General features: G+C 70.1%; 20 protein-coding genes. 4 read left to right on the forward strand and 16 right to left on the reverse strand.

From position 1 onward, the window contains the following. Nucleotide 1: 1 nt before the first annotated feature. Nucleotides 2–1879 carry a rhamnan synthesis F family protein gene (locus tag DEU35_RS02555; RefSeq protein ID WP_116238522.1) on the reverse strand — a complete coding sequence of 626 codons (1878 nt, stop codon included), beginning with the start codon at nucleotides 1877–1879 and terminating at the stop codon, nucleotides 2–4. Then, nucleotides 1876–2748: a glucose-1-phosphate thymidylyltransferase RfbA gene (rfbA, locus tag DEU35_RS02560; protein WP_116238523.1), complete on the reverse strand. Its 873-nt coding sequence runs from the start codon at nucleotides 2746–2748 to the stop codon at nucleotides 1876–1878. Before rfbA ends, DEU35_RS02555 begins: the two co-directional genes overlap by 4 nt. Before the next feature lie 82 nt (nucleotides 2749–2830). Between rfbA and rfbB the strand changes: the two genes are divergently transcribed. Both rfbB and DEU35_RS02570 read left to right on the forward strand, forming a co-directional pair. Further along, nucleotides 2831–3829 carry a dTDP-glucose 4,6-dehydratase gene (rfbB, locus tag DEU35_RS02565; protein ID WP_116238524.1) on the forward strand — a complete coding sequence of 333 codons (999 nt, stop codon included), beginning with the start codon at nucleotides 2831–2833 and terminating at the stop codon, nucleotides 3827–3829. A gap of 5 nt (nucleotides 3830–3834) precedes the next feature. Beyond that, nucleotides 3835–5253: a bifunctional dTDP-4-dehydrorhamnose 3,5-epimerase family protein/NAD(P)-dependent oxidoreductase gene (locus DEU35_RS02570; protein ID WP_116238885.1), complete on the forward strand. Its 1419-nt coding sequence runs from the start codon at nucleotides 3835–3837 to the stop codon at nucleotides 5251–5253. Between the two features lie 65 nt (nucleotides 5254–5318). On the opposite strand, the gene DEU35_RS02575 is transcribed toward DEU35_RS02570, so the two are convergent. The 10 genes from DEU35_RS02575 to DEU35_RS02620 all read right to left on the reverse strand — a co-directional run bounded on the left by DEU35_RS02575 (nucleotide 5319) and on the right by DEU35_RS02620 (nucleotide 17355). Continuing rightward, the gene (locus DEU35_RS02575) at nucleotides 5319–7751 is read right to left on the reverse strand and encodes a hypothetical protein (RefSeq protein WP_147301816.1); all 2433 of its coding nucleotides are present in this window, start codon (nucleotides 7749–7751) and stop codon (nucleotides 5319–5321) included. Continuing rightward, on the reverse strand, nucleotides 7748–8278 hold the full coding sequence (locus DEU35_RS02580; protein WP_116238526.1) for a hypothetical protein: 531 nt from the start codon (nucleotides 8276–8278) through the stop codon (nucleotides 7748–7750). Before DEU35_RS02580 ends, DEU35_RS02575 begins: the two co-directional genes overlap by 4 nt. 62 nt (nucleotides 8279–8340) lie before the next feature. Beyond that, nucleotides 8341–9282, reverse strand: a complete 942-nt coding sequence (locus tag DEU35_RS02585) for a glycosyltransferase family A protein (protein ID WP_116238886.1) — start codon at nucleotides 9280–9282, stop codon at nucleotides 8341–8343. A 38-nt stretch (nucleotides 9283–9320) separates the two neighbouring features. Next, nucleotides 9321–11576, reverse strand: coding sequence for a glycosyltransferase (locus DEU35_RS02590; protein WP_116238527.1), 2256 nt, complete (start codon nucleotides 11574–11576; stop codon nucleotides 9321–9323). A 28-nt stretch (nucleotides 11577–11604) separates the two neighbouring features. After that, entirely contained in the window at nucleotides 11605–12708 is a 1104-nt protein-coding gene (locus tag DEU35_RS02595) for a glycosyl transferase (RefSeq protein WP_116238528.1), read from the reverse strand. Then, on the reverse strand, nucleotides 12705–14168 hold the full coding sequence (locus tag DEU35_RS02600; RefSeq protein WP_116238529.1) for an LCP family protein: 1464 nt from the start codon (nucleotides 14166–14168) through the stop codon (nucleotides 12705–12707). The genes DEU35_RS02595 and DEU35_RS02600 overlap by 4 nt, the downstream gene beginning before the upstream one ends. Then, nucleotides 14165–14632 carry a 5-(carboxyamino)imidazole ribonucleotide mutase gene (gene purE / locus DEU35_RS02605; RefSeq protein WP_116238887.1) on the reverse strand — a complete coding sequence of 156 codons (468 nt, stop codon included), beginning with the start codon at nucleotides 14630–14632 and terminating at the stop codon, nucleotides 14165–14167. Before purE ends, DEU35_RS02600 begins: the two co-directional genes overlap by 4 nt. Before the next feature lie 107 nt (nucleotides 14633–14739). Then, nucleotides 14740–15873, reverse strand: a complete 1134-nt coding sequence (locus tag DEU35_RS02610; protein ID WP_116238530.1) for a 5-(carboxyamino)imidazole ribonucleotide synthase — start codon at nucleotides 15871–15873, stop codon at nucleotides 14740–14742. Nucleotides 15874–15955: 82 nt separating this feature from the next. Next, nucleotides 15956–16513 carry a PH domain-containing protein gene (locus DEU35_RS02615; RefSeq protein WP_103206528.1) on the reverse strand — a complete coding sequence of 186 codons (558 nt, stop codon included), beginning with the start codon at nucleotides 16511–16513 and terminating at the stop codon, nucleotides 15956–15958. Nucleotides 16514–16572: 59 nt separating this feature from the next. Continuing rightward, entirely contained in the window at nucleotides 16573–17355 is a 783-nt protein-coding gene (locus DEU35_RS02620; RefSeq protein WP_116238888.1) for a biotin--[acetyl-CoA-carboxylase] ligase, read from the reverse strand. Between the two features lie 158 nt (nucleotides 17356–17513). On the opposite strand from DEU35_RS02620, the gene DEU35_RS02625 reads away from it, so the two are divergent. Both DEU35_RS02625 and DEU35_RS02630 read left to right on the forward strand, forming a co-directional pair. Continuing rightward, on the forward strand, nucleotides 17514–19103 hold the full coding sequence (locus DEU35_RS02625; protein WP_373458845.1) for an acyl-CoA carboxylase subunit beta: 1590 nt from the start codon (nucleotides 17514–17516) through the stop codon (nucleotides 19101–19103). Next, entirely contained in the window at nucleotides 19100–19336 is a 237-nt protein-coding gene (locus DEU35_RS02630; protein WP_116238532.1) for an acyl-CoA carboxylase subunit epsilon, read from the forward strand. Before DEU35_RS02625 ends, DEU35_RS02630 begins: the two co-directional genes overlap by 4 nt. Before the next feature lie 328 nt (nucleotides 19337–19664). On the opposite strand, the gene DEU35_RS02635 is transcribed toward DEU35_RS02630, so the two are convergent. From DEU35_RS02635 to DEU35_RS02650, 4 genes are read right to left on the reverse strand one after another with little or no spacing between them, the layout of a single operon-like run. Further along, nucleotides 19665–20699, reverse strand: a complete 1035-nt coding sequence (locus tag DEU35_RS02635; protein WP_103206531.1) for a hypothetical protein — start codon at nucleotides 20697–20699, stop codon at nucleotides 19665–19667. Then, entirely contained in the window at nucleotides 20696–21952 is a 1257-nt protein-coding gene (locus tag DEU35_RS02640; RefSeq protein ID WP_258873306.1) for an ATP-binding protein, read from the reverse strand. Before DEU35_RS02640 ends, DEU35_RS02635 begins: the two co-directional genes overlap by 4 nt. After that, nucleotides 21945–22613, reverse strand: coding sequence for a response regulator transcription factor (locus DEU35_RS02645; RefSeq protein WP_103206532.1), 669 nt, complete (start codon nucleotides 22611–22613; stop codon nucleotides 21945–21947). Before DEU35_RS02645 ends, DEU35_RS02640 begins: the two co-directional genes overlap by 8 nt. 60 nt (nucleotides 22614–22673) lie before the next feature. Next, the gene (locus tag DEU35_RS02650; protein WP_116238533.1) at nucleotides 22674–23933 is read right to left on the reverse strand and encodes a class I SAM-dependent RNA methyltransferase; all 1260 of its coding nucleotides are present in this window, start codon (nucleotides 23931–23933) and stop codon (nucleotides 22674–22676) included. Between the last annotated feature and the right edge of the window lie 16 nt (nucleotides 23934–23949).

Below are 23949 nucleotides of genomic sequence, written 5' to 3' on the forward strand. Positions count from 1 at the left end.
GTCAGGCTCCCTTTCGGAGTCGTCGTCGAACGGAGCGGCCGACCGCCCGCGCAATGCGTGCCGCGCGCCCGAGGCGCGAGAGCGTGCCCCACCAATGCGGACGCCGGTAGCGCACCCACATGCGGGCGAAATCGACACCGCGGCCCGCACCGATGGGACCGGCGCGGTGCAGGAGTGCCGTGTATCCCGCGGCGTAGCCGTACGAGGTCCGCGACATGAAATCGGTGGTGTATTCCAGCGAGCCGTGGCTGAGGCCGGCATGCTCCGCCGTCGAGACCGTACGGGCGTGGTAGCCGCGCTCCCCTGCCGCGTACGCGTGCAACCGCGTGTGGACGAGGCTCGCCTCTTCTCCGACCGGCCACTTCTGCTCCCCCAGCAGTCGCAGCGCCTCCGGCCGCCCGATCCACATCCCCCCGACCGGGGCGAGCGGGCTGGCCCAGTCGAGCGGGACGTCGATGCCCAAGCGCTCCATCGTCTTCGCGACGGCATCCGCCTGTCCCCTCCAGCCCTCGCCGAGCGTGGACATGCCGATGTGCGGAGTGGGGGGGAAGACGACGCCGAGCGACGCGCGATCACGGAAGAGCTGGATGACGTTGGCCGTGTACCCCGGGCTGTGCAGCAGGCAGTCGTACTGCTGGCGCTCGAAGTAGAAACGCGCGTTACGCGTCGACGATGCGGCGGCCCCGGTGTGGACGGCCAGGACGAGGTCGAAGCCCCCGTCCAGGGCGAGGTCTCGACACTCGTCGAAGACCACGGCGGTGTCGGGGGTGTTCCGGCCGAGGGCCTCTCGGACGTCGAAGGCGACCCCCTCGGGGGCCTCCGCCGTCTCCCACGCGGCCTCTATGGAACCGCGATGGTTCGCATCCGCCATCGTGAACACGATCCGCTCGATCCCGGGCACGCGCACGGTACGGGCGATCAGCTCGGGCAGGGGCTCGAGGTCGACGACGTGGACGACGCCCAGGATGCGCAAGGGCACATGCCCGGTCGCGAGCTCGCGGTCGGGAAGCACCTCGAGCATGGCGCCGTTGGTGTGGAGGCGCTTGGGCGCGACCGTCGCGGCGAGATCGCTCCACAACAGATCGACGGGGTACCCGTGCTCCGCCATGGCCGCGGCGATGCGTCGACCGACGATCGCGTGCTGATCGTAGAAGAGCGGGTAGCCGTTGAAGATCTCGCGTTTGACGGCCGGGCAGCCGTCGGCCAGGAGCAGGTCGACATTGAACATGTCGGGGTGTTCCGCCGGATAGTTCTCGCTGGGGAAGGCCGCGGCCAGACGGAAACCCGCCGCCGTGAGCTGCTCGCTGAGCGCCACCTCCGCGCCGTTCGCGTGGCGACGCTCCGACGGGGTCGCGCTGATCCCCCGCCACAGGCGCTCCCACGCGTCCGACTGCCACACCCTCTGCCGCACGGCCAGCCAGTATCCGCTGAGCTGGACGCGACCGTCGCCGCCTTCCGTCCGGGAACCCGGCACGCCCTCGCGCCGATCGGTGAGGGACCAGACGTCGAGGTAACGATCCTCCATACGCTCGACGACCGGCTGGAGGGGCCCGACGGGACCGAACCACTGATCGTTGGTGAGGACCACTTCGTCGAAGACGCTCATCCGGTCGGCCTGCGACCGGACGAAGGGCCCGTGCGCGTGCAGTCCCTCTCCGGCGTCCCCTTGCGAGACGATCTCGTCCACGATCTCCCCCAGCAGGGAGCGCTCGTCAGCCGACAGGGCACCGGTCACGACGACCAGGTGATCGGCGAGCTCTCGAAGACCGGTCAGCGCGTGATGGACGGCGCCCGACAAGCGCCCCTTGCGGGCGGTCGCCGCGTACACGACGGCGCGTCGGCCCCCGAGGGGGAAGCGACCGGGGTTCTCGTCGATCATTCGTGTCCCTGCGCGAGTGCCTTCAACAGGTAGTTGCCGTACCCGCTCTTGACCAGCGGCTCGGCACGATCCCGCAGTTCGTCGTCGGTGAGGAAGCCCATGCGCCACGCGACCTCCTCGGGGCAGCCGATGGAGAGCCCCTGACGCTTCTCGACCGTGCGGATGAACTCCGTGGCCTCGCTGAGCGAGTCGAAGGTCCCGGTGTCGAGCCAGGCCGTCCCGCGCGGCAGCAGTTCGACGCGCAGGCGCCCCTGCTCCAGATAGGTGCGGTTGACATCGGTGATCTCGAGCTCACCGCGGGCCGAGGGCTTCAGATCACGTGCGATCTCGATGACGTCGTTGTCGTAGAAGTAGAGTCCGGGGACGGCGTAGTCGCTCTTCGGGACGACCGGCTTCTCCTCGAGCGAGACGACACGTCCGTTCGCGTCGAACTCCACGACGCCGTAGGCGGTGGGGTCGGCGACGCGGTACCCGAACACCACGCCGCCGTCGAGCTCGGTGTACTGGCGCAAGCGCGTCCCCATGCCCTGGCCGTAGAAGATGTTGTCGCCCAGGACGAGGGCCACGGGCTCGGAGCCGATGTGCTCCTCCCCCAGGATGAAGGCCTGCGCGAGACCGTCGGGCGACGGCTGCACTCGATAGGTGAGGTGGATGCCGAAACGGGACCCGTCACCGAGGAGACGCTGGAACTGCTCGGCATCCTGAGGGGTGGTGATGATGAGGATGTCGCGGATCCCCGCCAGGATGAGGGTCGACAGCGGGTAGTAGATCATCGGCTTGTCGTACACGGGCACGAGCTGCTTGGAGATGCCCAGCGTGATGGGATGGAGTCGCGAGCCCGTGCCGCCCGCCAGAATGATTCCGCGCATGGGGTCAAGTCTGGCTCATCCCGCTGTAGGCGCCAATCCGAGGCCACGGGACGAAGACCCCCGGCCCGCTAACCTTGACCGCATGAGTCGTCTTCTCGTGACCGGTGGCGCCGGTTTCATCGGTTCCAACTTCGTGCACCACGTCATCGCGCACACGGATCACACGGTGACCGTGCTCGACAAGCTGACCTACGCCGGCAACCGCGCCTCCCTCGAGGGGCTGCCCGCCGACCGCGTCCGCCTCGTGGTGGGCGACATCGCCGATGCGGCCGTCGTCGACCCGCTCGTGGCTGAAGCCGATGCCGTCGTCCACTATGCCGCCGAGTCGCACAACGACAATTCCCTGCACGACCCGCGCCCGTTCCTCGACACGAACATCATCGGCACCTACACGCTGCTCGAGGCCGCCCGTCACCACGACGTGCGCTTCCACCACATCTCGACCGACGAGGTCTACGGCGACCTCGAGCTGGATGACCCGGCGCGCTTCACCGAGCAGACGCCGTACAACCCCTCGTCGCCGTACTCATCGACCAAGGCCGGGTCCGACCTTCTGGTGCGCGCGTGGGTGCGCTCGTTCGGCGTCCGCGCCACCATCAGCAACTGCTCGAACAACTACGGCCCCTACCAGCACGTCGAGAAGTTCATCCCCCGCCAGATCACGAACGTGCTCCGCGGCATCCGCCCGAAGCTGTACGGCACCGGCGAGAACGTCCGCGACTGGATTCACGCCGACGACCACTCCTCGGCCGTCCTCGCCATCCTCGACAAGGGCGAGATCGGCGAGACGTATCTGATCGGCGCGGACGGCGAGAAGGACAACAAGAGCGTCGTCGAACTCATCCTCCAGATCACCGGTCAGCCCGCCGACGCCTACGATCTCGTCACCGACCGCCCCGGCCACGACATGCGGTACGCGATCGACTCGACCAAGCTCCGCACGGAACTCGGCTGGACTCCCACGTACGGCGACTTCGAGTCGGGTCTCGCCGCAACCATCGACTGGTACCGCGAGAACGAAGCATGGTGGGCACCCACCAAGGACGGCGTCGAGGCGTTCTACGCGAGCAAGGGGCAGTGACCGCGGTGTCGATCGCCTTCGGCAAGTCCCTGTCCGTCCGAGAGACGCCCATCCCGGGTCTCGTCGTCCTAGATCTGCCCGTCCACGGCGACGCACGAGGATGGTTCAAAGAGAACTGGCAGCGCGAGAAGATGACCGCGGCCGGAATCGATCTGCCCGACTTCGGTCCGGTGCAGAACAACGTCTCGTTCAACGACGCCGTGGGCACGACCCGCGGCATCCATGCGGAACCCTGGGACAAGTACGTCTCGGTCGCGACCGGGCGCATCTTCGGCGCGTGGGTCGACCTCCGCGAGGGCGAGACCTTCGGCGCCGTGTTCACGACCGAGCTCGACCCGTCGACGGCGATCTTCGTTCCGCGCGGAGTCGGCAACTCGTACCAGACCCTCGAAGCCGACACCGCGTACACCTACCTCGTGAACGATCACTGGTCGCCCGACGCCACGTACACGTTCCTGAACCTCGCCGACGAGACGTCCGGTATCGAGTGGCCGATCCCCCTCTCCGACGTCGAGATCAGCGCGAAAGACAAGGCGCACCCCCGCCTGACGGATGTGGTGCCCATGCCGCCGAAGAAGATCCTCGTCACCGGCGCGAACGGCCAGCTGGGCCGCGCACTGCGCGCCGAGTTCGGTGAGCACCCGTGGATCGAGTACGCCGCACGCGACGATCTCGATCTCACGTCCCCCGACCTGGATGCCGCGCGCCGGTGGCGCGACTACGGCACCATCATCAACGCCGCCGCGTATACGAAGGTCGACGCGGCCGAGACTCCCGAGGGGCGCGTCGAGGCATGGGCCTCGAACGTCACCGCCGTCGCGAGCCTGGCCCGCGTCGCCGAGGCGAACGGTGTCACCCTCGTCCACGTGTCGAGCGACTACGTCTTCGACGGGCGCGAGAGCGGGGGCTACACGGAGGACGCCCCCTTCTCGCCGCTCAGCGTCTACGGCCAGACCAAAGCGGCCGGCGACGCGATCGTGTCCGCCGTGTCGAAGCACTACATCGTACGCACGAGCTGGGTGATCGGGGACGGCGCGAATTTCGTCCGTACCATGGCTTCGCTGGCCGAGCGGGGGATCAGCCCGCGCGTGGTCGACGACCAGCGCGGTCGTCTCAGCTTCACCGGTGAGATCGCGCGCGCCGTGCGCCACCTGCTCGACACCGGGGCGCCCTACGGCACCTACAACACGACGAGCGACGGCCCCGAGGTGAGCTGGGCGGACATCGCGCGGCGGGTGTTCGAGCTTACCGCTCACGACCCGTCGAAGGTCACGGGTGTGACCACGAACGAGTACTTCTCCGCGGCGACGTCACCGGTCGCCCCCCGTCCCCGGATCAGCACGCTGGCGCTCGACCGTCTGCGCGCGACGGGGTTCAAACCGCGCGACGGCGACGAGTCGCTGGTCCGTTACCTCGGCGGCTGATCACCCCTCCGCCATGACGAAGGCCGTCGCCCCGGAAGGGCCGACGGCCTTCGTCATCGCTGCGGTCAGGGAATCGTCACCGTGCGGCAGCCCAGGAACGTGTTCGGTCCCGTCACGTCGTTGATCGGGTACACGCAGACAGTGTGAGAGCCGCTCGTCGAGGTGAAAGTGCTCGTGAAGCCGTGCTGGCTGCCCGTGCCGGGGTAGGCGGCTGCGACATCCGGACGAGAGGCATCGGCGCGGATGGGACGACCGACGCCGTCGATGTAGACGTGCACATCGATGGGCGACGTCGTGTCCGGATCGAACGCCCATCCCGCAACGACGATGGAGCGTCCTGATACGCCGACGTACTCGAGGTTGCCGATCGGAGGTCTCGTGTGGTCGGCGACGGTGATCGTCCGGCACCCGATGAGGGCGTTACCGCCGGCACCGTTGTTGATGCCGTAGACGCAGACGGATGACTGTCCCACGGGGGCCGTCATGGTCTGATCGAAGCCGTGAGTGGGCCCCTGAAGCGGGTAGGCGGCCCCGACGTCCGGACGCGCGCCGTCGGCGCGGTAGGCGACTCCCGCGTTGCCGACGTAGATGTGGACCTGTATCGGCGACGTCGTGTCGAGGTCCAGAGCCCAACCGCTGACCCGCACCGTGTTGCCGGTGACGGAGACGCCGTCGAGGTAGCCGATGGGCGCGCGGCCGAGATCGGGCACGGGGACCGTGATGGTCTTGCACCCCAGCGACGAATCGCCGCCGGCGCCGGTGTTCACCGCCGTGACGCAGACCGTGTACGTCCCGCCCATGACCGTGGCGGTGGTGACGAACCCGTGAGCGGGGCCGTACATAGGGTAAGCGGCGCCGACGTCGGGGCGATTCGCATCCGCGCGAACGGAGATCTGCGGGTAGTTCGTCACCGTGACGCGGGTCTCGACGGGTGCCGCGGTGTCGGGGTCGATCGCCCAGCCGCTGATGGTCATGTTCGCGCCGTCCACCGTGACCGCGTCGAACGCACCGATCGGCGCTCTTCCGCGATCGACCGGCGCCCCGACGTCGACGTTCCGACACCCGAGTTGCGTGTTGTCACCCAGTCCGGTGTTGATCGCATAGAGGCACACGTTGCGCGTTCCCGGCGCGGCGGCGACGACTCGACTGAACCCGTGCGCCGCTCCGTACGCGGGGTATGCCGAGGCGACATCCGGGCGGGAGAGATTCGCGGTCGTGATCGAACCGACGCCGTCGACGTAGACGTGCACGTCGATGGACGAGGTCGAATCGGGATCGAGCGCCCACCCGGCCACGGAGATGCCCCCCTGGACCGCCGTCACCGCCTCGACGTAGCCGATCGGCGATCCCGCCAGGGCGGTCACCTTCGCACAACCGATGCGCGCGTCGCTGCCCTGACCGACGTTCACGCCGGTCACGCAGACGTTGTTGTCGCCGACAGCCGCGGCGGGGACGACCACGGAGAATCCGTGATTCGCTCCCTTGTCGGGGTACGACGCACCCACGTCGGGGCGAGCGGTGTCGGCCCGGAAGGTAGTCACCGTACCCTCGACGGAGACCTGGATGTCGAGGGAGGCGGCGCTGTCGGGATCGATGGTCCACCCGGCCACTCGGAATCCGCCGGGGACGGCGGTCACGGCCTCGAGAGACCCGAAGGGGCCGTTCGGGTTGCTCGGAACGCGCGTCGACCCGAACCAGTCGGTGAACGTGCGCCAGAAGTTGCGGTTGCCGTACGCGGAGCAGCCGTCACCGGTGCCGTAGAGGTTGTTGAGGGCCGCCTGGTTCGGCACGTAGGGCGTGTAGATGTAGAGCCCGGCCGTCGCCTGGTTCTCGATGTACACGCGTTGCGTGCCGCAGCCGCCGTTCGGGTTGTAGAGGATGTTGTTCCAACGCCCCGACTGGTAGCCCCACCAGGTCGGGTTCAGCCGGTAGACCTCGAACTGACGCGCGGCGTAGTACACCTGGTAGAAGAATCCCGCGGTCGCCGCGTCGCAGGGCGCGGTGTCCGGGCAGCCCTGTCCGGTCGCTGCCGAGTAGTTCCAGGAAGACGGCGCGGTCGAGGTGATGAGGCCCTGCTCCTTCTGCAGCAAGACCAGAAGCGCCTTCTGGCTGATCCCGCACGATCGGGCGACCTTGTCGATGATCGTCGAGGCGCTCTCGTTCGCGGCCCCCGCGTACCCGTTGCAATACTTGTCTACGGGTCGATTGTCGGTGTTCTGCCGGTAGTCCTTGACGCAGGTGTAACCCGACTGACAGTTGCGGACCTGACGCTCCATGAACGCCTGAATCTCGGGCGAGCCCATGGCGTTGCCGTCGTAGAAGACGGCGTCGTCGATGATGTTGCCGGCGTTCCAATCGGACGCGTCGGCCGCGGCGGCGGAGTCGACCGGCGCGACGGTGGCGGGCAGCGCGATCGGAGCGGCCACAAGGAGCGCGAGCCCGCACGCCCACGCCGCGATGATCGCCGCCACACGGCGGCGGCGATTCGGTCGGATCACGAGGTCGGCTCGACAGTCGTCACCGCGGACTTCGCCGAAGTGGTGCGGGAGGAATACGCGACCTGGAAGGCAGGGTCGGCCGATGAGTCTCCGACGGCGATCGACATCAGACCGCAGTAGGTGACGTCCTTGCCCTCGTTCGCGGTGGACTCGACCTTGGCCCCCGTCGACACCAGGGTGAGTGTGCACGTGCCACCGGACTCGGATACCCCCGGGACCATGGCGGAGACCTGCAGGGCACCGTCACGCACCTCGGAGGTGATGATGAGGATCTGGCCGTTGAACGGCGCGTCCGTCGCATCGGAGCCGCCGGCGGTGGGAGCCGTCGTCGGGGAGGGCGCCTCGCTCGATGTCGGGGAGGCGGTCGGGGTCGCCGACGCCGCCGTCTCGGTCGGGCTCGGGGTCGCGGATCCTGATGTACTCGCGCACCCGGAGAACGCCAGCACCCCGGCGACGAGCAGAACGGGCAGCACGACGCGCGCGCGCCGAAGGGAGGACGGTACGGCAGCGTCGATGGCGTTCTTCACGCCAACATTATGCGTGCGGCATCCCGAACATGCACCCGCCCACGCCGCGCGACATCAGCTCGTTACCGACGGCCGACCCGTCGTCGAAGACTCCGCAGGCGCGACCAGAACGGTTGATGGGAGTCGATCTCGTGGCGCAGGTCCTCTCGGATATCCGCCCGCAACCGCCCCGCGGCCTCTTCGAGGCGCATGTCGACGTGCGCCTTGAGCTCCGCCTGCAGGGCGGCCATGTACAGCGGAAGGCCCTCTCCTTCGCGGCCCACCCAGTCCGCGAGCGCGCGGTCGCGAACGCGTGCGTCGTCGACGGCGTGTTCCTCGGTGAGCGCGAACATGCTGTTGGCGTCGAGGCCCGTGGCATCCGGTCTCTGCGTCCAGAAAGCCAGCGCCTCGCCGGGGAGGAAACCGATCTCGCCGCTGCGGAGGATGCGCAGGTACAGGTCCCAGTCCTCGACCGCGTCGAGGGACTCGTCGTACCACCCGATCTCGTCGTGGATCGAGCGGCGGTAGAGCACCGAGATCGGGACCGCGCGGTTGACGCTCATCATCTCGCCGAGCGAGATGCGCTGCATCCCCGCCCAGAAGGGGGCCCGGCCGACCTCGGTCCAGGTGCCGCCGCGCCGCTCCTCGTAGACGATCTCGGTCGGGACGGCGACGGCGGGGGCTCCGGGATGACCCTCGAGCCACGCCGTGGTGCGAGAAAGGAATTCCGGATGCCAGCGGTCGTCGTCGTCGTGGAGCACGACGAGATCCGTCCCGGCGTCGCGGACGCCGGCGTTCGCGGCGATGCACCGGCCGCCCTCACCCTCCGCGATGTGGCGGACCTGCACGGCGTCTCGTACGTCGGAGGCAGCGACTATTGCTTCGACCTCGTCGGGGACTCCCCCGTCGTTCACAACCACGACGCGGTAGTCGCGGAACGTCTGCGCCGAGATGTCTGCAAGGGCCCGCCGAAGAAAATCGGGGCGCCTGCGAGTGCGGACGACGATTCCCACGCGAGAAGGCATGGGTCCGAGCATAGGGGTGCGGCCGAGTCCCGCCCGTGTCAGCGGCCGCGAGCGGCGATCTCGCGCGCCACTCGGTCGAGAACGACGGCTCGTGCATCGAAGGAATGCTCTTCACGCACGCGCGCGGCGATCCTCCGAAGCCGATCGGCGTCGGGGAAGAGATCGTCGGCCGGGCCCGAAAGCATCTCGACGAGGTGCTCGGTGTCGCGATACGTGACAACCGCTCCCTCGAAGAGGTCCTCGAGACCCTCGACGGGCTCGGACACGAGGCGGCCCTCCACCGCGACGACATCGAACGGGCGCAGGGTCATGAACCCCTCCCGCTGCATGTCGGGCCACTGATCGTTCAGGACGATGGATGCCGTTTCGTAGCGCTCAGCGAGACGCTCGTGCGCGATGGACTTGGCGGCGATCGACGAGGCGGGCACGAAGTGCGCCCAATCGGGTCCGTAGACGCGCACGGGAATCCCGGCCTTCACGGGCTCGACCACGCTCGGGCGAACCGCCCCGCGAGTCTTGCCGACGAAGACGATGTCTTCGTCGCGCGGCAGGCCACGGGGGTGGAAGACGTCGGTGTCGGTGCACGGCAGCAGCGTCTCGATCTCGAGGCCCCATCGACGCCCCGCACGCTCGGCCCAGCCGCGTGACGCGGCGAAGACGCGGTCGAACCCCGCCGCCTCTTCGCGGGTGAGGGAGTCGGGGTGGCTGATGATCCACTCGAGATTCACACCGGTCGACGTCGCCTCGAATGCGTACGGCCCGCGGATGGCGACCGAGACGTCATCGACCGAGGTCGTCGAACGCGCCCGTGCGTCGTAGGCGTCGACGACGACGGTGTGGCCGAGTCGGCGCAGAGCGTTGGCGAGCCCCCGCGCGAAGTGCGCGTCGCCCCAGACCGCGCCCTGCTTGCCGGCCGGAGCGCACATCTTGACCGCCCAGCGCCGAGCGCCGGGGTGGGGCCTGATCCAGCTGAGGACCGGCTCGACGTGGCCTTGACCCGCCTCCGCCCAGCGCTCGACGCGGAACCCTGCTTCCTCGAGCACATCCTCCGCCCGCGAGCGATCTCGCTCGTCGGCTCGGCGCGCGGAGCGGTGTGCGGCACGCTTCGGGGCGAAGGCGAACGCGGGTTCGTCCAGCACCGGAGACACCCGCGGCAGCGCGCGAAGGGGTAGTTCGTCCCGCACCGTCCGCGACATCGCCGAGAGGGCGTCGGGTTCTGCGTCATCGACGTCGTCGAGAGCGCGCCGCAGCACCGCAGAGGGCATCGCGAACGTGCGGCCGGAGAGAAGAGGGACGTCGACCGATTCGGGCAGTCCCGTCAGATCGTCGCCCGGCAGGCCGGACAACAGGGCGTACGGTCTCGCACCGCCGACGTCGGCGGCCCCGACCGCGTCGATCGTGCCATCGGCCGCGCGATGGGCCGCGCACACGGCCGCTCCCGCGGACGCCTGCGAGATCAGCGCGTCGAGCTGCGAGTCGTCGAACTCTGCGCGGGGATCGAGAACGACAACGGTGGATGCCGATAGGCCCCGAACCGCCGCCGCGAGGACCGACCGCCAGCTCGTTCCCCGACGGTGACCGCTCACGCGCACCCCGGGCACGAGATCGGCGAGCAGAGCCGTCGACACCCACTGACTGGCATCCACGTCGACGAGAGGGACGAGGACGTCGCACTCGTCGGCGCGACGCGCGACCTGGACGAGCTTGCGCACGTAGCGACGATCGTGCGCCTGGACGATGCGGACGAGAGCGGTGTCGCGGGGCGGGGCGGTCTGACGTGTCCGCGTTACTCGACGCCACTGGCGCGCGGCCGAAATCGCACGGCGACGCACCTCGGCGACGGTCAGGGTCCACTCGTGACCGGCAGCACTCACCTGCAGCTGCTCGTTCGGCTTCGCCCACGCCGCCTCGAGCCCCGGCCCACCGCGCTCCGCCCCGTAGGTGACGGCATCCCACCACGGGTGGATCGAGATGGTCTCGCGCTCGTTCACCAGGTACGCGTACAGGGCGGGAACGCGCGTGACTTCGGGCAGCTCCCACCCGGCGACGACGTCGTCGAACAGCGGGTTCAGGCTCATGCCGCGGCGGAATCCCCGCGAGACGTAGTGGGCGATGGCGAGGGATGCCGGCACCCGGCCCAGCCCCAGCTGCGCGGCGTAGTACTCGGTGTCGACGAGAGACGAGGCCGAGATGACGCGGTACCACCACAGGCGGTCGGCGGCGCGCACGATCGCACCTGCCCCTCGGGCTTCGCGGAGGCGCCGGATCAGACCTCGAAGGCGCGAACGCTGCATGGCTCCATAGTAGAAGCCGCCGTCCGCGTCACAGCTCCGCGTGCAGCGCCCACACCCGCTCGGCCGAGGCCCGCCACGCGAATCCCTTCGCCCGGTCGCCGGCCAGCACGCGCAGGCGCTCGGCGTCCTCACCCACGGCGCGGGTGAGAGCGGCACCGAGCCCGTCGGAGGGAGCGAGAGCGGCGGCATCGGCCAGCACCTCGCGCAGCACGGGGGTGTCGACGGCGGCGATGGGGACACCCACCGTGAGGGCGTCGACCGCCCGCCACGGCCAATCGGCCCGGGTGCACGCCGTCACGAAGGCCGTCGCGTGCGAGAGCACCGCCGCACGGTCCCAGCGGTCGAGGGAGCCGCGGGCGTGGACGCGTCCCTCGGCGAGGCCGGCGGCGGAGGCGAGGTCGGCGATGGCCGGTTCGTCCCCCTCGGGAACGTCGAGGACGACGACGTCGCCCTCCCAGCCTGAGGCGACCACGGCGGAGAAGGCGACGTCGAGGGCGTCGGAGGCCGCGCTCCCTCCGGCGGCGACGACGAAGGTCTGCGGCAGATCGAGGGCGCGCAGGCGCCCCACCGCGTCCGACGGCACGCGCAGCCCCGCGGCGGGGGCACCGCCGATCACGCGAACCTTCTTCACGAGCTTGGATTTCGCGACCTCCGCGAGGCGCTCCGCCATCGCGTGAGTGGGGACGATGACCGCGTCGGCGTGCTTACCCACCCGCGACAGCAGCGCGCGAGCGGCGAGGACCTCGGCCTTGGGCAGCTCCTCGGGGCTCTCCCACGCCCGGAGATCCCACAGGGTCACAACGATCTGGTGCGTCTCGTTCACGCGATCGTGGCGCACGAGCGGCGCCAGCGGGGTCGGCGAGTGGATGAGTCCCTTGCCGATGCCGGGAGCCACCCCGAGCTGCCAGGATGCCGCGAGCTCGCGGCGGCGCATCGACAGACGCGTCTCGGAGCTGAGACCCGCGATGGCCTCATCGTCGGCGATACCCGGCGAGGGCACGATGGCACCCACGTCGCAGCCCCGGGGGGCAGTGGCGATGAGGGCCTCGGTCAGCGAGGCCGAGGCCTCGGCGAGGTCGCGGGAGGTCGGGGCGACGAGCTGGTCCAGCACGACGCGCAGGGTCACGGTCACGAGGAGGGCGCCTCCGTCTCGGTCGGCGGGTGCAGCTTGTCGCGCACCATCTTCTGCACCTGGGCATAGTCCGGGTCGAACTCGTCGACGCCGCCCGCCGGCGTCAGCTCGAGCGTTCCGACCGGCTGGTCCTTGGCCTTGAGAGCCAGGTTCACCAGGGTCGGGGCGATGAGCCCCTGGGGCAGGTCGGTCTGGACGATGTTGGTGCCCGCGGCAGCGACATCCTGGAAGTGCGTGAGCACGTTCTGCGGGGTGGTCTGCGCGAGGATGGCCTCCTGCAGCTCGCGCTGGCGGCGCATGCGGTCGAAGTCGCTCGTCGTGTAGCGCGAGCGGGCGTACCACTGCGCGGTGTCGCCGTTCATGTGCTGCTGGCCGGGCTCGACCCAGCCGAAGGCCCAGTCGTCGACCGGCTGGCCGTCGTAGGCGGGACCGCCCTTGGGGAGACGCTCCTTGACGTCGATGTCGACGCCGCCCAGCGCGTCGACGAGGTCGGCGAAGCCCTTCATGTCGATCAGCACGTAGTACGGGATCTGGATGCCCATGATCCCCTCGGCGGCATCCTTCGTCGCCTCGATGCCAGGCTCGGACCCCTGGGACACCGCGTTCGGGTAGAGCGTGTTGCCGTCCTGGCACACCTCGACCTCGGTGCGGAGCTGGTTGATTCCGCTCCCCCAGCCGCAGGTCGCGTTCGCATAGCCGGTGTGACCGTCCGGGTACTTGTCCTGCATGGGTCCCGGCGCGAACGGGAAGTGCGGCATGTCGCGCGGAATGCCGGTGATGGTGGTCGCGCCGGTGTCGGCGTTGATCGAGACGACCGAGATGCTGTCGAAGCGCATCGAGTCCCGTCCCTCACCGGAGTCGGCGCCGAGCAGGAGGATGTTGTAATACCCGTCGGATGGCGGCACGACGGGTGCCGATTCCGCGAAGAGCTCCGAGAAGGCGTCGCGCGTCGTCCCGGCCGCCTGGGCCGCCCACGCCGCCCCCGATCCGGAGAGCACGAGGAGGGCCACGGAGAGGATCGCCATGGCCACGCGAGACAGGGGCCCGACCTTCACGAGTCGAACGAGTCGCAGCGTGTCGATGGTCAGCACGACCCACAGCACGACATAGCCGACGAGGGCGATCTGCACGAGGGTCAGCGGCAGGGGGCGGAACCACGACAGGAAATCGGGGATGAACGACCCGGTGGCCAGCGCGAACAGGCCGCTGGGCATGAGAAGCGCCCCGAGGCCCGTGAGCACGAGGATCGTCCACATCGCCAGGGTCGCTCCGAGACCGAACCGGCCCAGCCGCCTGTTGCCGGCCAGCACCTGGGCGGATCCGGGAAGCAGGAAGTTCAGTGCCACGAGCCACCACCCGCGGCGCGTCATCACGGGCAACGACGTGGCATCGGGGTGGCGCATCGGACGCTGCTCGACGACGTGCGCCCTCGAGCGGGGGCGGGCGGCCGCGAGCGTCATAGGGAATCCTTCAGACGTCGGTTCTTCTCCTCGACCTGCGCCTCGAGGTCACGTGCATAGGCCTCGACGCGCTCAGCGAGGTCGGCGTCGGCGCTGCCCAGGATCCGGGCCGCCAAGAGGCCCGCGTTCTTGGCCCCGTTGATCGAGACGGTCGCGACGGGGATCCCCGCGGGCATTTGCACGATCGAGAGCAGCGAGTCGAGGCCGTCGAGCGTCGCCAGCTGCACCGGCACGCCGATGACGGGAAGAGCGGTGACGGAGGCCAACATGCCCGGGAGGTGCGCGGCACCGCCGGCCCCGGCGATGATGGCGCGCACACCGCGCGCACGCGCATCACGGCCGTAGCGGACGAGCTTGTCGGGAGTGCGATGGGCCGAGACCACCTCGACCTCGTGCGGGATGCCGAACTCGGTCAGCACCTCGCTGGCGGCGTTCATCACGCGCCAGTCGGAGTCGGAGCCCATGACGACGCCGACCACGGGCGTCTCGGAAGAATGCAGCGGCCGGGTCACCGGTCCAGGGTAGGTCGACTCGCTGGAAGATCTCGGAACGGCGCGCTCACTGGCCGCGCTCAGTCGAAGAACGCGGCGGCGGCGCGACCCTCGTAGACGACGTCGTCGAGGTCGCTGCCTGCGACGTTGACGTGCCCGACCTTGCGGCCCGGGCGCGGGGCCTTGCCGTAGGTGTGGATCTTCGCGGAGGGGTGCGCGGCCATGGCCGCGGCGAAGCGCTCGTCGAGCGTTCCCTCGGTCGGACCGCCCAGGACGTTGATCATGACCGACCACGGGGCCACGGCATCCGTCGATCCGAGGGGCAGATCCAGTACCGCGCGCAGGTGCTGCTCGAACTGGCTGGTGACAGCGCCGTCCTGCGTCCAGTGGCCGCTGTTGTGCGGGCGCATGGCGAGCTCGTTGATGAGGATGCGCTCATCGCTCGTCTCGAAGAGCTCGACGGCGAGCATGCCGGTGACTCCGAGCCCCTCGGCGACGGCGACGCCGATCTCGGCGGCCACGCGCTGCACGCGCGCGTCGGCGCGAGGAGCGGGGGCGACGACCTCGGCGCACACGCCGTCGCGCTGCACGGTCTCGACCACGGGGTAGGCGCGGACCTCGCCCGAGGGGCGCCGGGCCACCTGCTGGGCGAGTTCACGCGTGAAGTCGACGAGCTCCTCGACCAGCAACGAACCCCCGTTGCCGTCCTCGGAGAGAGCGGCGAACCAGTCATCGGCTTCGGTCGCCGCCGAGACCACGCGCACGCCCTTGCCGTCGTATCCGCCCCGCGGCGTCTTCACGACGGCACGACCGCCATGAGCGTCGAGGAAGTCCTGCAGCTCGGATGCCGTCGAGACCGCCGCCCAGTCGGGCTGCGGGAGTCCGAGTTCGGCCATCTTCGCGCGCATGACCAGCTTGTCCTGCGCGACGCCGAGGGGTGCGGGACCGGGGTGCACCGCAACGCCGGCATCGACGAGGGCGGCCAGCACGTCCTGCGGAACGTGCTCGTGGTCGAAGGTGATGACGTCCACGTCGCGGGCGAAGGCCAGCACCGTCTCGTCGTCGCGGTAGTCGCCGACGGCCGTGGCGGCGAGCGCCGCCGACATGCCCTCGTCCTCCGCGAGGACACGGATCTCGATCCCGAGCTCCACGGCGGGCGCGATCATCATCCGCGCCAGCTGTCCGCCACCGACCACTCCGACTCGCAGCGCCATGCCGCTCCTTCCGTCGGCATCCATTCTGTCTGGACACCCGCGGGGACGCGAGCCGGGTACCGGGGTGACGCGAGGTCGGTGCTCAGACCCCGCCGACGGCCCCCGAGCCGAAGGTCTGCGCGTCGCGGTGCGCGAGGATCTGGTTGACCTCGACCTGATCGACGAGCGTCTCGTGCACGAGGACCGCGTGCGGGATGTTCTTCATACGCAGCGCCGGCTCCACGCCGTTCGACAGCGAGAGGGTCCCTGCCCCCCACAGCCGCTGCAGGATGCCGCGGCGCATCTGGATCGCGTACCCGCGCACGTGCGAGATCTCGCGGCGGTTCGCCCCGAAGGGTCCCGAGCGCTCGATCACGCGGCGCGTGGTGATGGTCCACGTGTGCGACAGCCACACCGCATACGGGATCACCACCAGCAGCAGCACGAGCACGCCCGCGGCCGTCAGCAGCATCCAGTTCTCGTACGGCGCCGGCAGGTTGTCGTAGAAGTACGCGGTCGCTCCCGCGACGCCGATGAGCACGAGGGCCGACCAGAAGAGTCGCCGCGCGTGCGAGCGCAGGCGCGCGATGCGCAGTTCGGGCGCGGCCGTGCCCGGCGCCGGCGTGCGCGGGCGCCCGATCGAGTTCGACGGCTGGGTCACGCTCTCATTGTGCGACGCGCGGGCCCGGTCGCCCCGGTGCCACGCGGAGCGCGGCACCGTCAGCGCACGTGGACCACGTCACCGGCCGAGACGACGGTCTCGATGGTTCCGGACTCGACGACGAGCCGACCGTCGCGGTCGAGACGCGCGGCGGTGCCGTGGAGCGCCGAACCGTCGGGCATGGCCACGGTCACCTCTTTGCCGACCGTGGCGCACAGCTTCTCGATCTCGTGGTGCACGCGCTCGACGTCGTCGTGCACGAGGCGCGCGAGGGTCTTGCCGAAATCGTCCAGATAGTCGGCGAGCAGCCGGTCGTCGTCGCAGTCCGCGCCGATCGCCGCGAACGAGGTCGCGGTCGTCACCGGGAGATCGGCTCGGCTCATGCGGGTGTTCACCCCGGCCCCCACGACGACGGTGTCGGGGGCACCGGGGACGACCTCGGCCAGGATGCCGCAGATCTTGCCGCCGTCGACGAGCACGTCGTTCGGCCACTTCAGCTCGGCCGTCCCACCGTGGCCCGTGAGCTGGGCGCCCACGGCGCGGGTCATCGCCGCTCCCGCAGCGAGCGGGATCCAGCCGCGCTGCTCCGCGGGGATCATCGTGGCGTCGACGACCACCGAGACGGCGAGGGCCGTCCCGGCCGGGGCGGTCCAGGTGCGGTCGAGGCGCCCGCGCCCGGCGCGCTGGTCGTCGGTCACCAGCAGCGAGAGGTGCGGCCAGCCGGCCGGGTCGGCCGTGACCGCGGCGATCACGTCGGCGTTGGTGGAGTCGGTCGTCTCGACGACCTGCACGCGGGGGCTGTGGGCGGCGGCTCGGGGGTATCCGGCGGCGGGGATGGGCATGAGCACACCCTAGGGAACGGGTCCGCTCCACGGCATCCACTTGCGTCCATCGCTGCCGGGATGCACGCGGAGGGATAGGCGGATGCCACAGCGCCCCGCGCATTCGCTTGTGCGCACCCTCCAACGCGGGCGGCGATGCGATCGCTAGGGTGGAAAGCGTGACCGACCAGCCCGATCTCTTCACCACCGCCGGCAAGATCGCAGACCTCCGCAGCAGGTTCCAGGAGGCGGTCGTCGATGCCGAAGCCGCCGCACGCGACAAGCAGCACGCGAAGGGCAAGCTCACCGCCCGCGAGCGCCTCGAGATGCTGGTCGACCCCGGCTCCTTCGTCGAGCTCGACGAGTACGTGCGCCACCGCACCACCGCCTTCGGCATGGACAAGTCCCGTCCCTACGGCGACTCCGTCGTGACCGGAACCGGTACGATCCACGGCCGCACCGTCGCGGTCTACGCGCAGGACTTCTCCACGTTCGGCGGTTCTCTCGGCGAGGTGGCCGGCGACAAGATCATCAAGGTGATGGAGCTGGCTCTGCGCAGCGGCATCCCGATCATCGGCATCCTGGACTCGGGCGGCGCCCGCATCCAGGAGGGCGTCGTGGCGCTCGGCAAGTACGGCGAGATCTTCCGGCTGAACACCGCCGCCTCGGGAGTCATCCCGCAGATCTCGATCATCATGGGCCCGGCCGCCGGAGGAGCGGTGTACTCCCCCGCCCTCACCGACTTCGTCATCATGGTCGACAAGACCAGCCAGATGTTCGTCACCGGCCCCGACGTGATCAAGACCGTCACCGGCGAAGACGTCGGCATGGAAGAACTCGGCGGAGCCCACACCCACAACACCCGATCGGGCGTCGCGCACTATCTGGCCGACGACGAGGACGACGCGATCGACTACGCGCGGGGCCTCATCAGCTACCTCCCCGACAACAATCTCGCCGAGATCCCCGTCTACGACACTCCCTTCGAGTTCGAGACGACGGATGCCGACCGCTCGCTGAACACGGTCATCCCCGACTCCCCCAACCAGCCGTACGACATCCACACCGTGATCGACGGGATCGTGGATGCCGCGGAGTTCCTCGAGGTGCAGCCGCTGTTCGCGCCGAACATCGTGATCGGCTTCGGTCGCATCGAGGGGCGTACCGTCGGCATCATCGCCAACCAGCCCTCGCAGATGGCCGGCACGCTCAACATCGACGCGGGCGAGAAGGCGAGCCGGTTCGTGCGGTTCTGCGACGCGTTCTCGGTGCCGATCGTCACGCTCGTCGACGTGCCCGGGTACCTCCCCGGCACCGACCAGGAGTGGACCGGCGTCATCCGCCGCGGCGCCAAGCTGCTCTACGCGTATGCCGAGGCCACCGTGCCGCTGGTCACCGTGATTTTGCGCAAGGCCTACGGCGGCGCGTACATCGTGATGGGCTCCAAGCAGCTCGGGGCCGACATCAACCTCGCGTGGCCCACCGCCGAGATCGCCGTCATGGGCGGTCAGGGTGCGGTGAACATCCTCTACCGCGGCGAGATCAAGCGCGCCGAGGAGGCCGGCGAAGACGTCGCCGCCGTCCGCACGCGCCTCGCGAACGAGTACACGTACAACGTGGCATCCCCGTTCCTGGCCGCCGAGCGCGGCGAGCTCGACGGGATCATCGAGCCGGCGCAGACCCGCGTCTCGATCGCCAAGGCACTGCGGGCCCTGCGCAACAAACGCGCCAGCCTGCCCGCGAAGAAGCACGGGAACATCCCGCTGTGAGCGACGCCCTCGACGCCGACGCCCCCCGCCCATTCGTGGCGGAGGTCGTCCGCGGCACGCCCACCGAGGAGGAGTTGGCTGCGGCGATCGTCGTGGTCGGTGAAGCGTACGTGCGCGAGGTGGCCGACGCCACCGTTCCCGACGACGTTCCGCGCTCACGCTGGGAGCTGTCGGCGCGGGGTCTGCGGACCCCGCTGAACCGCACCGCGGGGTGGCACGGTTTCACCGGCTGACATCCGTACGGAATGTCCCCCGAAATACCTACAGACGACTCGGGGACACTGCCGAATACTGGAGGAGCTGGAACGCATCACGCGTTCGGCCGGACCGCTCCTTAGAGCCGGATTCGGCCGCGCGGACGGTTTTCGGGTAACCGTTCGCACGGGTGAGGGGCAGGCGCATTCGCCGCCCCTCACCCTCATCTCTTCCCCCGCGGAGGGCATGGCAGCGTCGACGGACCCCCCCTCACGTCGTCGCCGCCGGCCGCGCGTACGGTGCCGCATCGACCGCCGGGTCGGCGAGTCGTCCGTTGTCGGCGAAGGGGCGCGCCCCGGATCGCGGTCAGCGAGGGCGACGGATCTCGCGCCAGAGATCGACCTGGTCGTCGTCTCCCCCGGCGCTGCCGGCGGCGGAGCGACCCACGACCGTGACGGCGATCTCGTGGTGCGGCGAGGTGCGGATGATCACGCGTTCCGACAACGCCTCGCGCAGGATCTCGGCCAGCTCGGCGCGGATGCCGTTCAAGTCGGCGGCGCCGAGCCCCTCGAGGCCGCCCTCGTCGAAGAGGCTCACCGCGGAGCCGCGGCGGCGTGCGGCGTCGATCTCGGCGCGGACGCCGTCGTCGAGGAGCCGGTTCCCGCGCAGTTCGTCGCGCAGGCTCGCCTCGGCGCGCCGGGCGGCCTGCTTGTCCGCGGGGCGCAGGTTGCCGCCGTTCTCGATCGTGCGGGCCAGGATCGGCCCCGCCGCCTGGAGCGCCCGCTGGACGTGGAGTCGACGCTCGCGCTGACGGCCGCTCTGCGAGGCCTGCCACGCGGATGCCGCCTGCTGGAGCTCGGCGAGGCGCTCGGCGTCACGGGCCGCACGGTCGAGGGCGATGGTCACCAGCTGCGCCGCCGTGACCCAGACGATCGAGCCCACAAGACCGAGGCTGAGCGCCTGGAGCGGCCCGAGCCAGAACGAGGTGGAGACCGCCAGGATGAGCATTCCGATCCACGCGACGATGGGGCGTCGCCGCACCATGACGATGGTCATGAGTGCACCGATCCCGCCGATCACCCAGGTGACGAACGGCTGCGTACGACCGGCTTCGGTCACGGCGAGGAACGACGCGTTCGAGACGACCACCGCGACGATGAGGGCGAGGGCGACGCCCCACGCGGGAAGCCGTGCCCGCGTCCCGGACGAGGACTGTCCGCGCCGGTCGCGCGCGCCGATCGCGAAGATCCACAACCACGTCACGGGCAGATAGATCACCAGGGCCGCGACGATCAGCCATCCGCGCACGACGGTCTCCGGCGAGGTCCAGATGAGGCCGCGCGCGGCGAGATAGGCGGTGAAGGCGAGACCGATGACCGACAGGATGGAGCGAACGGTCACCAGCGGTCACCGCTCTCCCACTCGAGGGTCACGGTGGTTCCGCCAGCGTGCGAGTCGATCTCGCTGCGACCGCCGACGGCTGCGAGACGGGCGTTGATCGAACCGCGGATGCCGAGACGGTCGGCCGGTATCGAGGCGATGTCGAAGCCGGGTCCGGTATCGCGCACGCGCACCGAGACGCTTCCCGGAGAGGCGTAGCCGGTCAACTGCACGGTGAGCCCCTGAGCGTCGGCGTGCTGGACCGCGTTGGCGACCGCCTGCATCGCCGCGAGCACGAGAGCACGCGCGATGCGGCCCGGCACGTGCGGGGTGCCCTCGTCGACGTGGCGGATCACGGTCAGATCGACACCGAGGTCCTCGGCGGCCGCTTCGATGTCGTCGGCCAGTCGCAGGGCGGACACGGGTTCGTCGCTGCCCTCGAGCGAATCCTTCTCGGCGTTGGCCAGTCGCGTGAGCGCCTCGCGCGCCATGCTGACCGCGAGGGTACGCTCGCGAGGGGTGGTCGCGCGGTCCGCCGCGAGCAGAGCCCCCAGCACGCTGTCGTGCATGAGGGCCGCCACGGCGACGCGCTCGTGCTCCGTCGCGGCGGTCGCGGCAGCCGCCGCGTAGCTCGACACCGCCGAAGCGCGGGCCTGGTCCACGTTCGCGGCGATGGAGCGGTACATCCAGCCGAGGGTCACCAGGACGCTGCCCAGGATGAGGGCGAACGAGACGTCGAGGGCGATCGGAACGAAGAACTCGCTGCGGCCACCGGCCTGCAGCAGGCGGACCACGCCGAACAGGAGTGGGGCCGCGACCGTCCACGCGATCTGCAAAGAGAGGGGAAAAGCGACCACGGTCGCCACGGTGGCGACGTTGATGAGGTAGAAGATCCAGGGATTCTCGGTGGGCACCGGTGTCGGGCCGCCGGATGTCGCGATCGGCCAGAGCGCCAGGGCGAGCAGGAAGACCACCGCGAAAACGCCCGAGAACACCCGCGCGAACCGGCCCACGGTACAGGCCACGATCATGGCCATCAGGGGGACGAAGACCGCGAGGACGAGGGGCGTGTGCCATCCCACGGCCTCGTCGCCGAGGCCGAACGCGGCGACGAACGCCTGAAGGCCCAGCACGAGCGAACCCGGCCCCACGATGAGCGTGATGACGCGCTCGATGCGCGTCTGAGTGAACGCCCCCTGCTCCGCCTGCCCCTCACGCGTGTGCGGGATGCGTCCCCACGCCTCGTCGAGCACGGACCGGCGGGTGTCAGCCATGGCCGGGAGCGCCATCGGGTGCGTCCTGCAGGATGCCGTCTTCCATGGCACGGCGCAGCAGATCGACCTTGGTCGGTGCCGGGCGCCCCACCTCGACGTACTTCACGCGGACGCGGGTGATGTTCTCTTTGGCGGTGGAGTAGGCGACACCCAGTCTGTCGGCCACCGCCTTCAACGGGAGGCCGGCGGCGTACAGACGAAGAACCTCTCGTTCGCGGGTCGAGAGCTGCGCGTCGGCGAACTCGCGATCGCCCTCGACGGCGCTGGCCCACTCCACGTTGTCGAGCACCTCGCCGCGGGCGACGGTACTGATGGCACCGAGCACCTCGTGCGTCGGCGACGACTTGCTGACGATCCCCGCGGCACCGGCGGCGAGCGCCTCGCGCACCGCGGCGGCGCGGTCGGCGACGCTGTGGATGATCACGCTCGAACCGTCGCGGACGACGCGGTCGACGTTCTCCGAGACCGTCGTCCCGTCGCCGAGCGTCAGATCGAGCACGACGACGTCGGCGGGAGTCGCCGCCGCAGCCCGGCGCCACGACAGGTACGAGGCCACGTTCGCACCCGAGAAGACGACCTCGGTGGCTTCGGTGCGCGCGAGCGCGGCCTCCAACCCGAGTCGGACCGACTCGTGGTCATCGATCAGGGCGACGCGCGTCATTGTCACATCGTATCGGCGCGGGGGCGTGCGGAGCCGGAAGCGATGTCGCGGTCCGGCGCGTCAGCGGCGCAGGACCGTGACGGCCTCGACATGATGCGAGTTCGGGAAGAGATCCACGCCCCGGATGCCGCGCTCCGCCCGATAGCCGAGTTCCGCGAACAGCGCGAGATCACGGGCGAGGGCGACGGGATCGCACGCGACATAGACGACCGCCGAAGGAGACAGGGCCGCGATACCCTCCACGGCCGCGCGCCCTGCACCCGCACGCGGCGGATCCAGCAGCACGACACCGCGCGTGAGGCGTTCGCGCTCGCGCTCGGAGGCATTGGCGGCGAGGTTCTGCACATACCGATCGACCCGGGACGTCTCGGCGCGCGCGCCGACCCACTCGGCGAGGTTCTCTCCGGCGTGCTCCGTCGCGCGGGGATCCGACTCCACGCTGACGACGCGCGTGGACGCCCCGCCCAGCTCGCCGAGGGACGCGGCGAAGAGGCCGACTCCGCCATAGAGGTCGAGGTGCGTCGCCTCGGGGTCGAGTTCGCCCACGGATGCGGTGAGTTCCGCCTTCACGAGAGTGGTCAGGGTCTGGGCGGCGAGGCGGTGCACCTGCCAGAAGCCCCCGGCGTCGACGCGGAAGACGCGCTCGCCCACGATCTCGTCGACGACCTCGGGCGCGGCGCTCGAGCGCTCGCCGTCGGGCCGCGCGAGGACCCGGACGCGTCCGTCGGCGGGCTGGACGAGGTCGATGCGCCCGGGTCGTGCTGCCGCGCGCACCTCGGCGGCCGCACGGGCGACCGCCTCGGTCGCGAGCGGCAGGTCGGGCGTCTCCACGACGTGGTGCGAGCGTGCGGCGTACGCACCGACACGGCCCTGACCGTCGACGTGCAGGCTCACACGGGTGCGCCATCCCGTTCCGTCGGCGGTCTCGGGGTGATCCGCATCCCCGGCGGGACGCAGATCGATGGGCAGCTCGAGGCGCCCCACGCGCTCCATCGCCTCGCGCACGACGCGCTCCTTCAACGAGCGCTGGTGCGACAGCTCGACGTGGCCGAACTCGGCACCGCCCACGCGCTCCGCGGGATCCACGTCGATGTCGGCCGAACGCCACACGTGCGGGCGTCGCTCGGGCGCGGCATCCACGACCTCGACGGCCTCGGCGCGCCAGAAGGCCTTCTTGCGCGTATCGGTCAGCCGCGCGCGGACGCGTTCGCCCGGCAGGGTGTCGGAGACGAAGACAACGCGCCCCTCGTGCCGGCCGACGAACACACCGCCGTGGGCGATACCGGTGATGTCGAGTTCGATGAGGTCGCCGTCGTGCATGCTCCGAGCCTGTCAC

This window comes from Microbacterium sp. AG157 (assembly GCF_003385695.1).
Classification (GTDB): Bacteria; Actinomycetota; Actinomycetes; order Actinomycetales; family Microbacteriaceae; genus Microbacterium; species Microbacterium testaceum.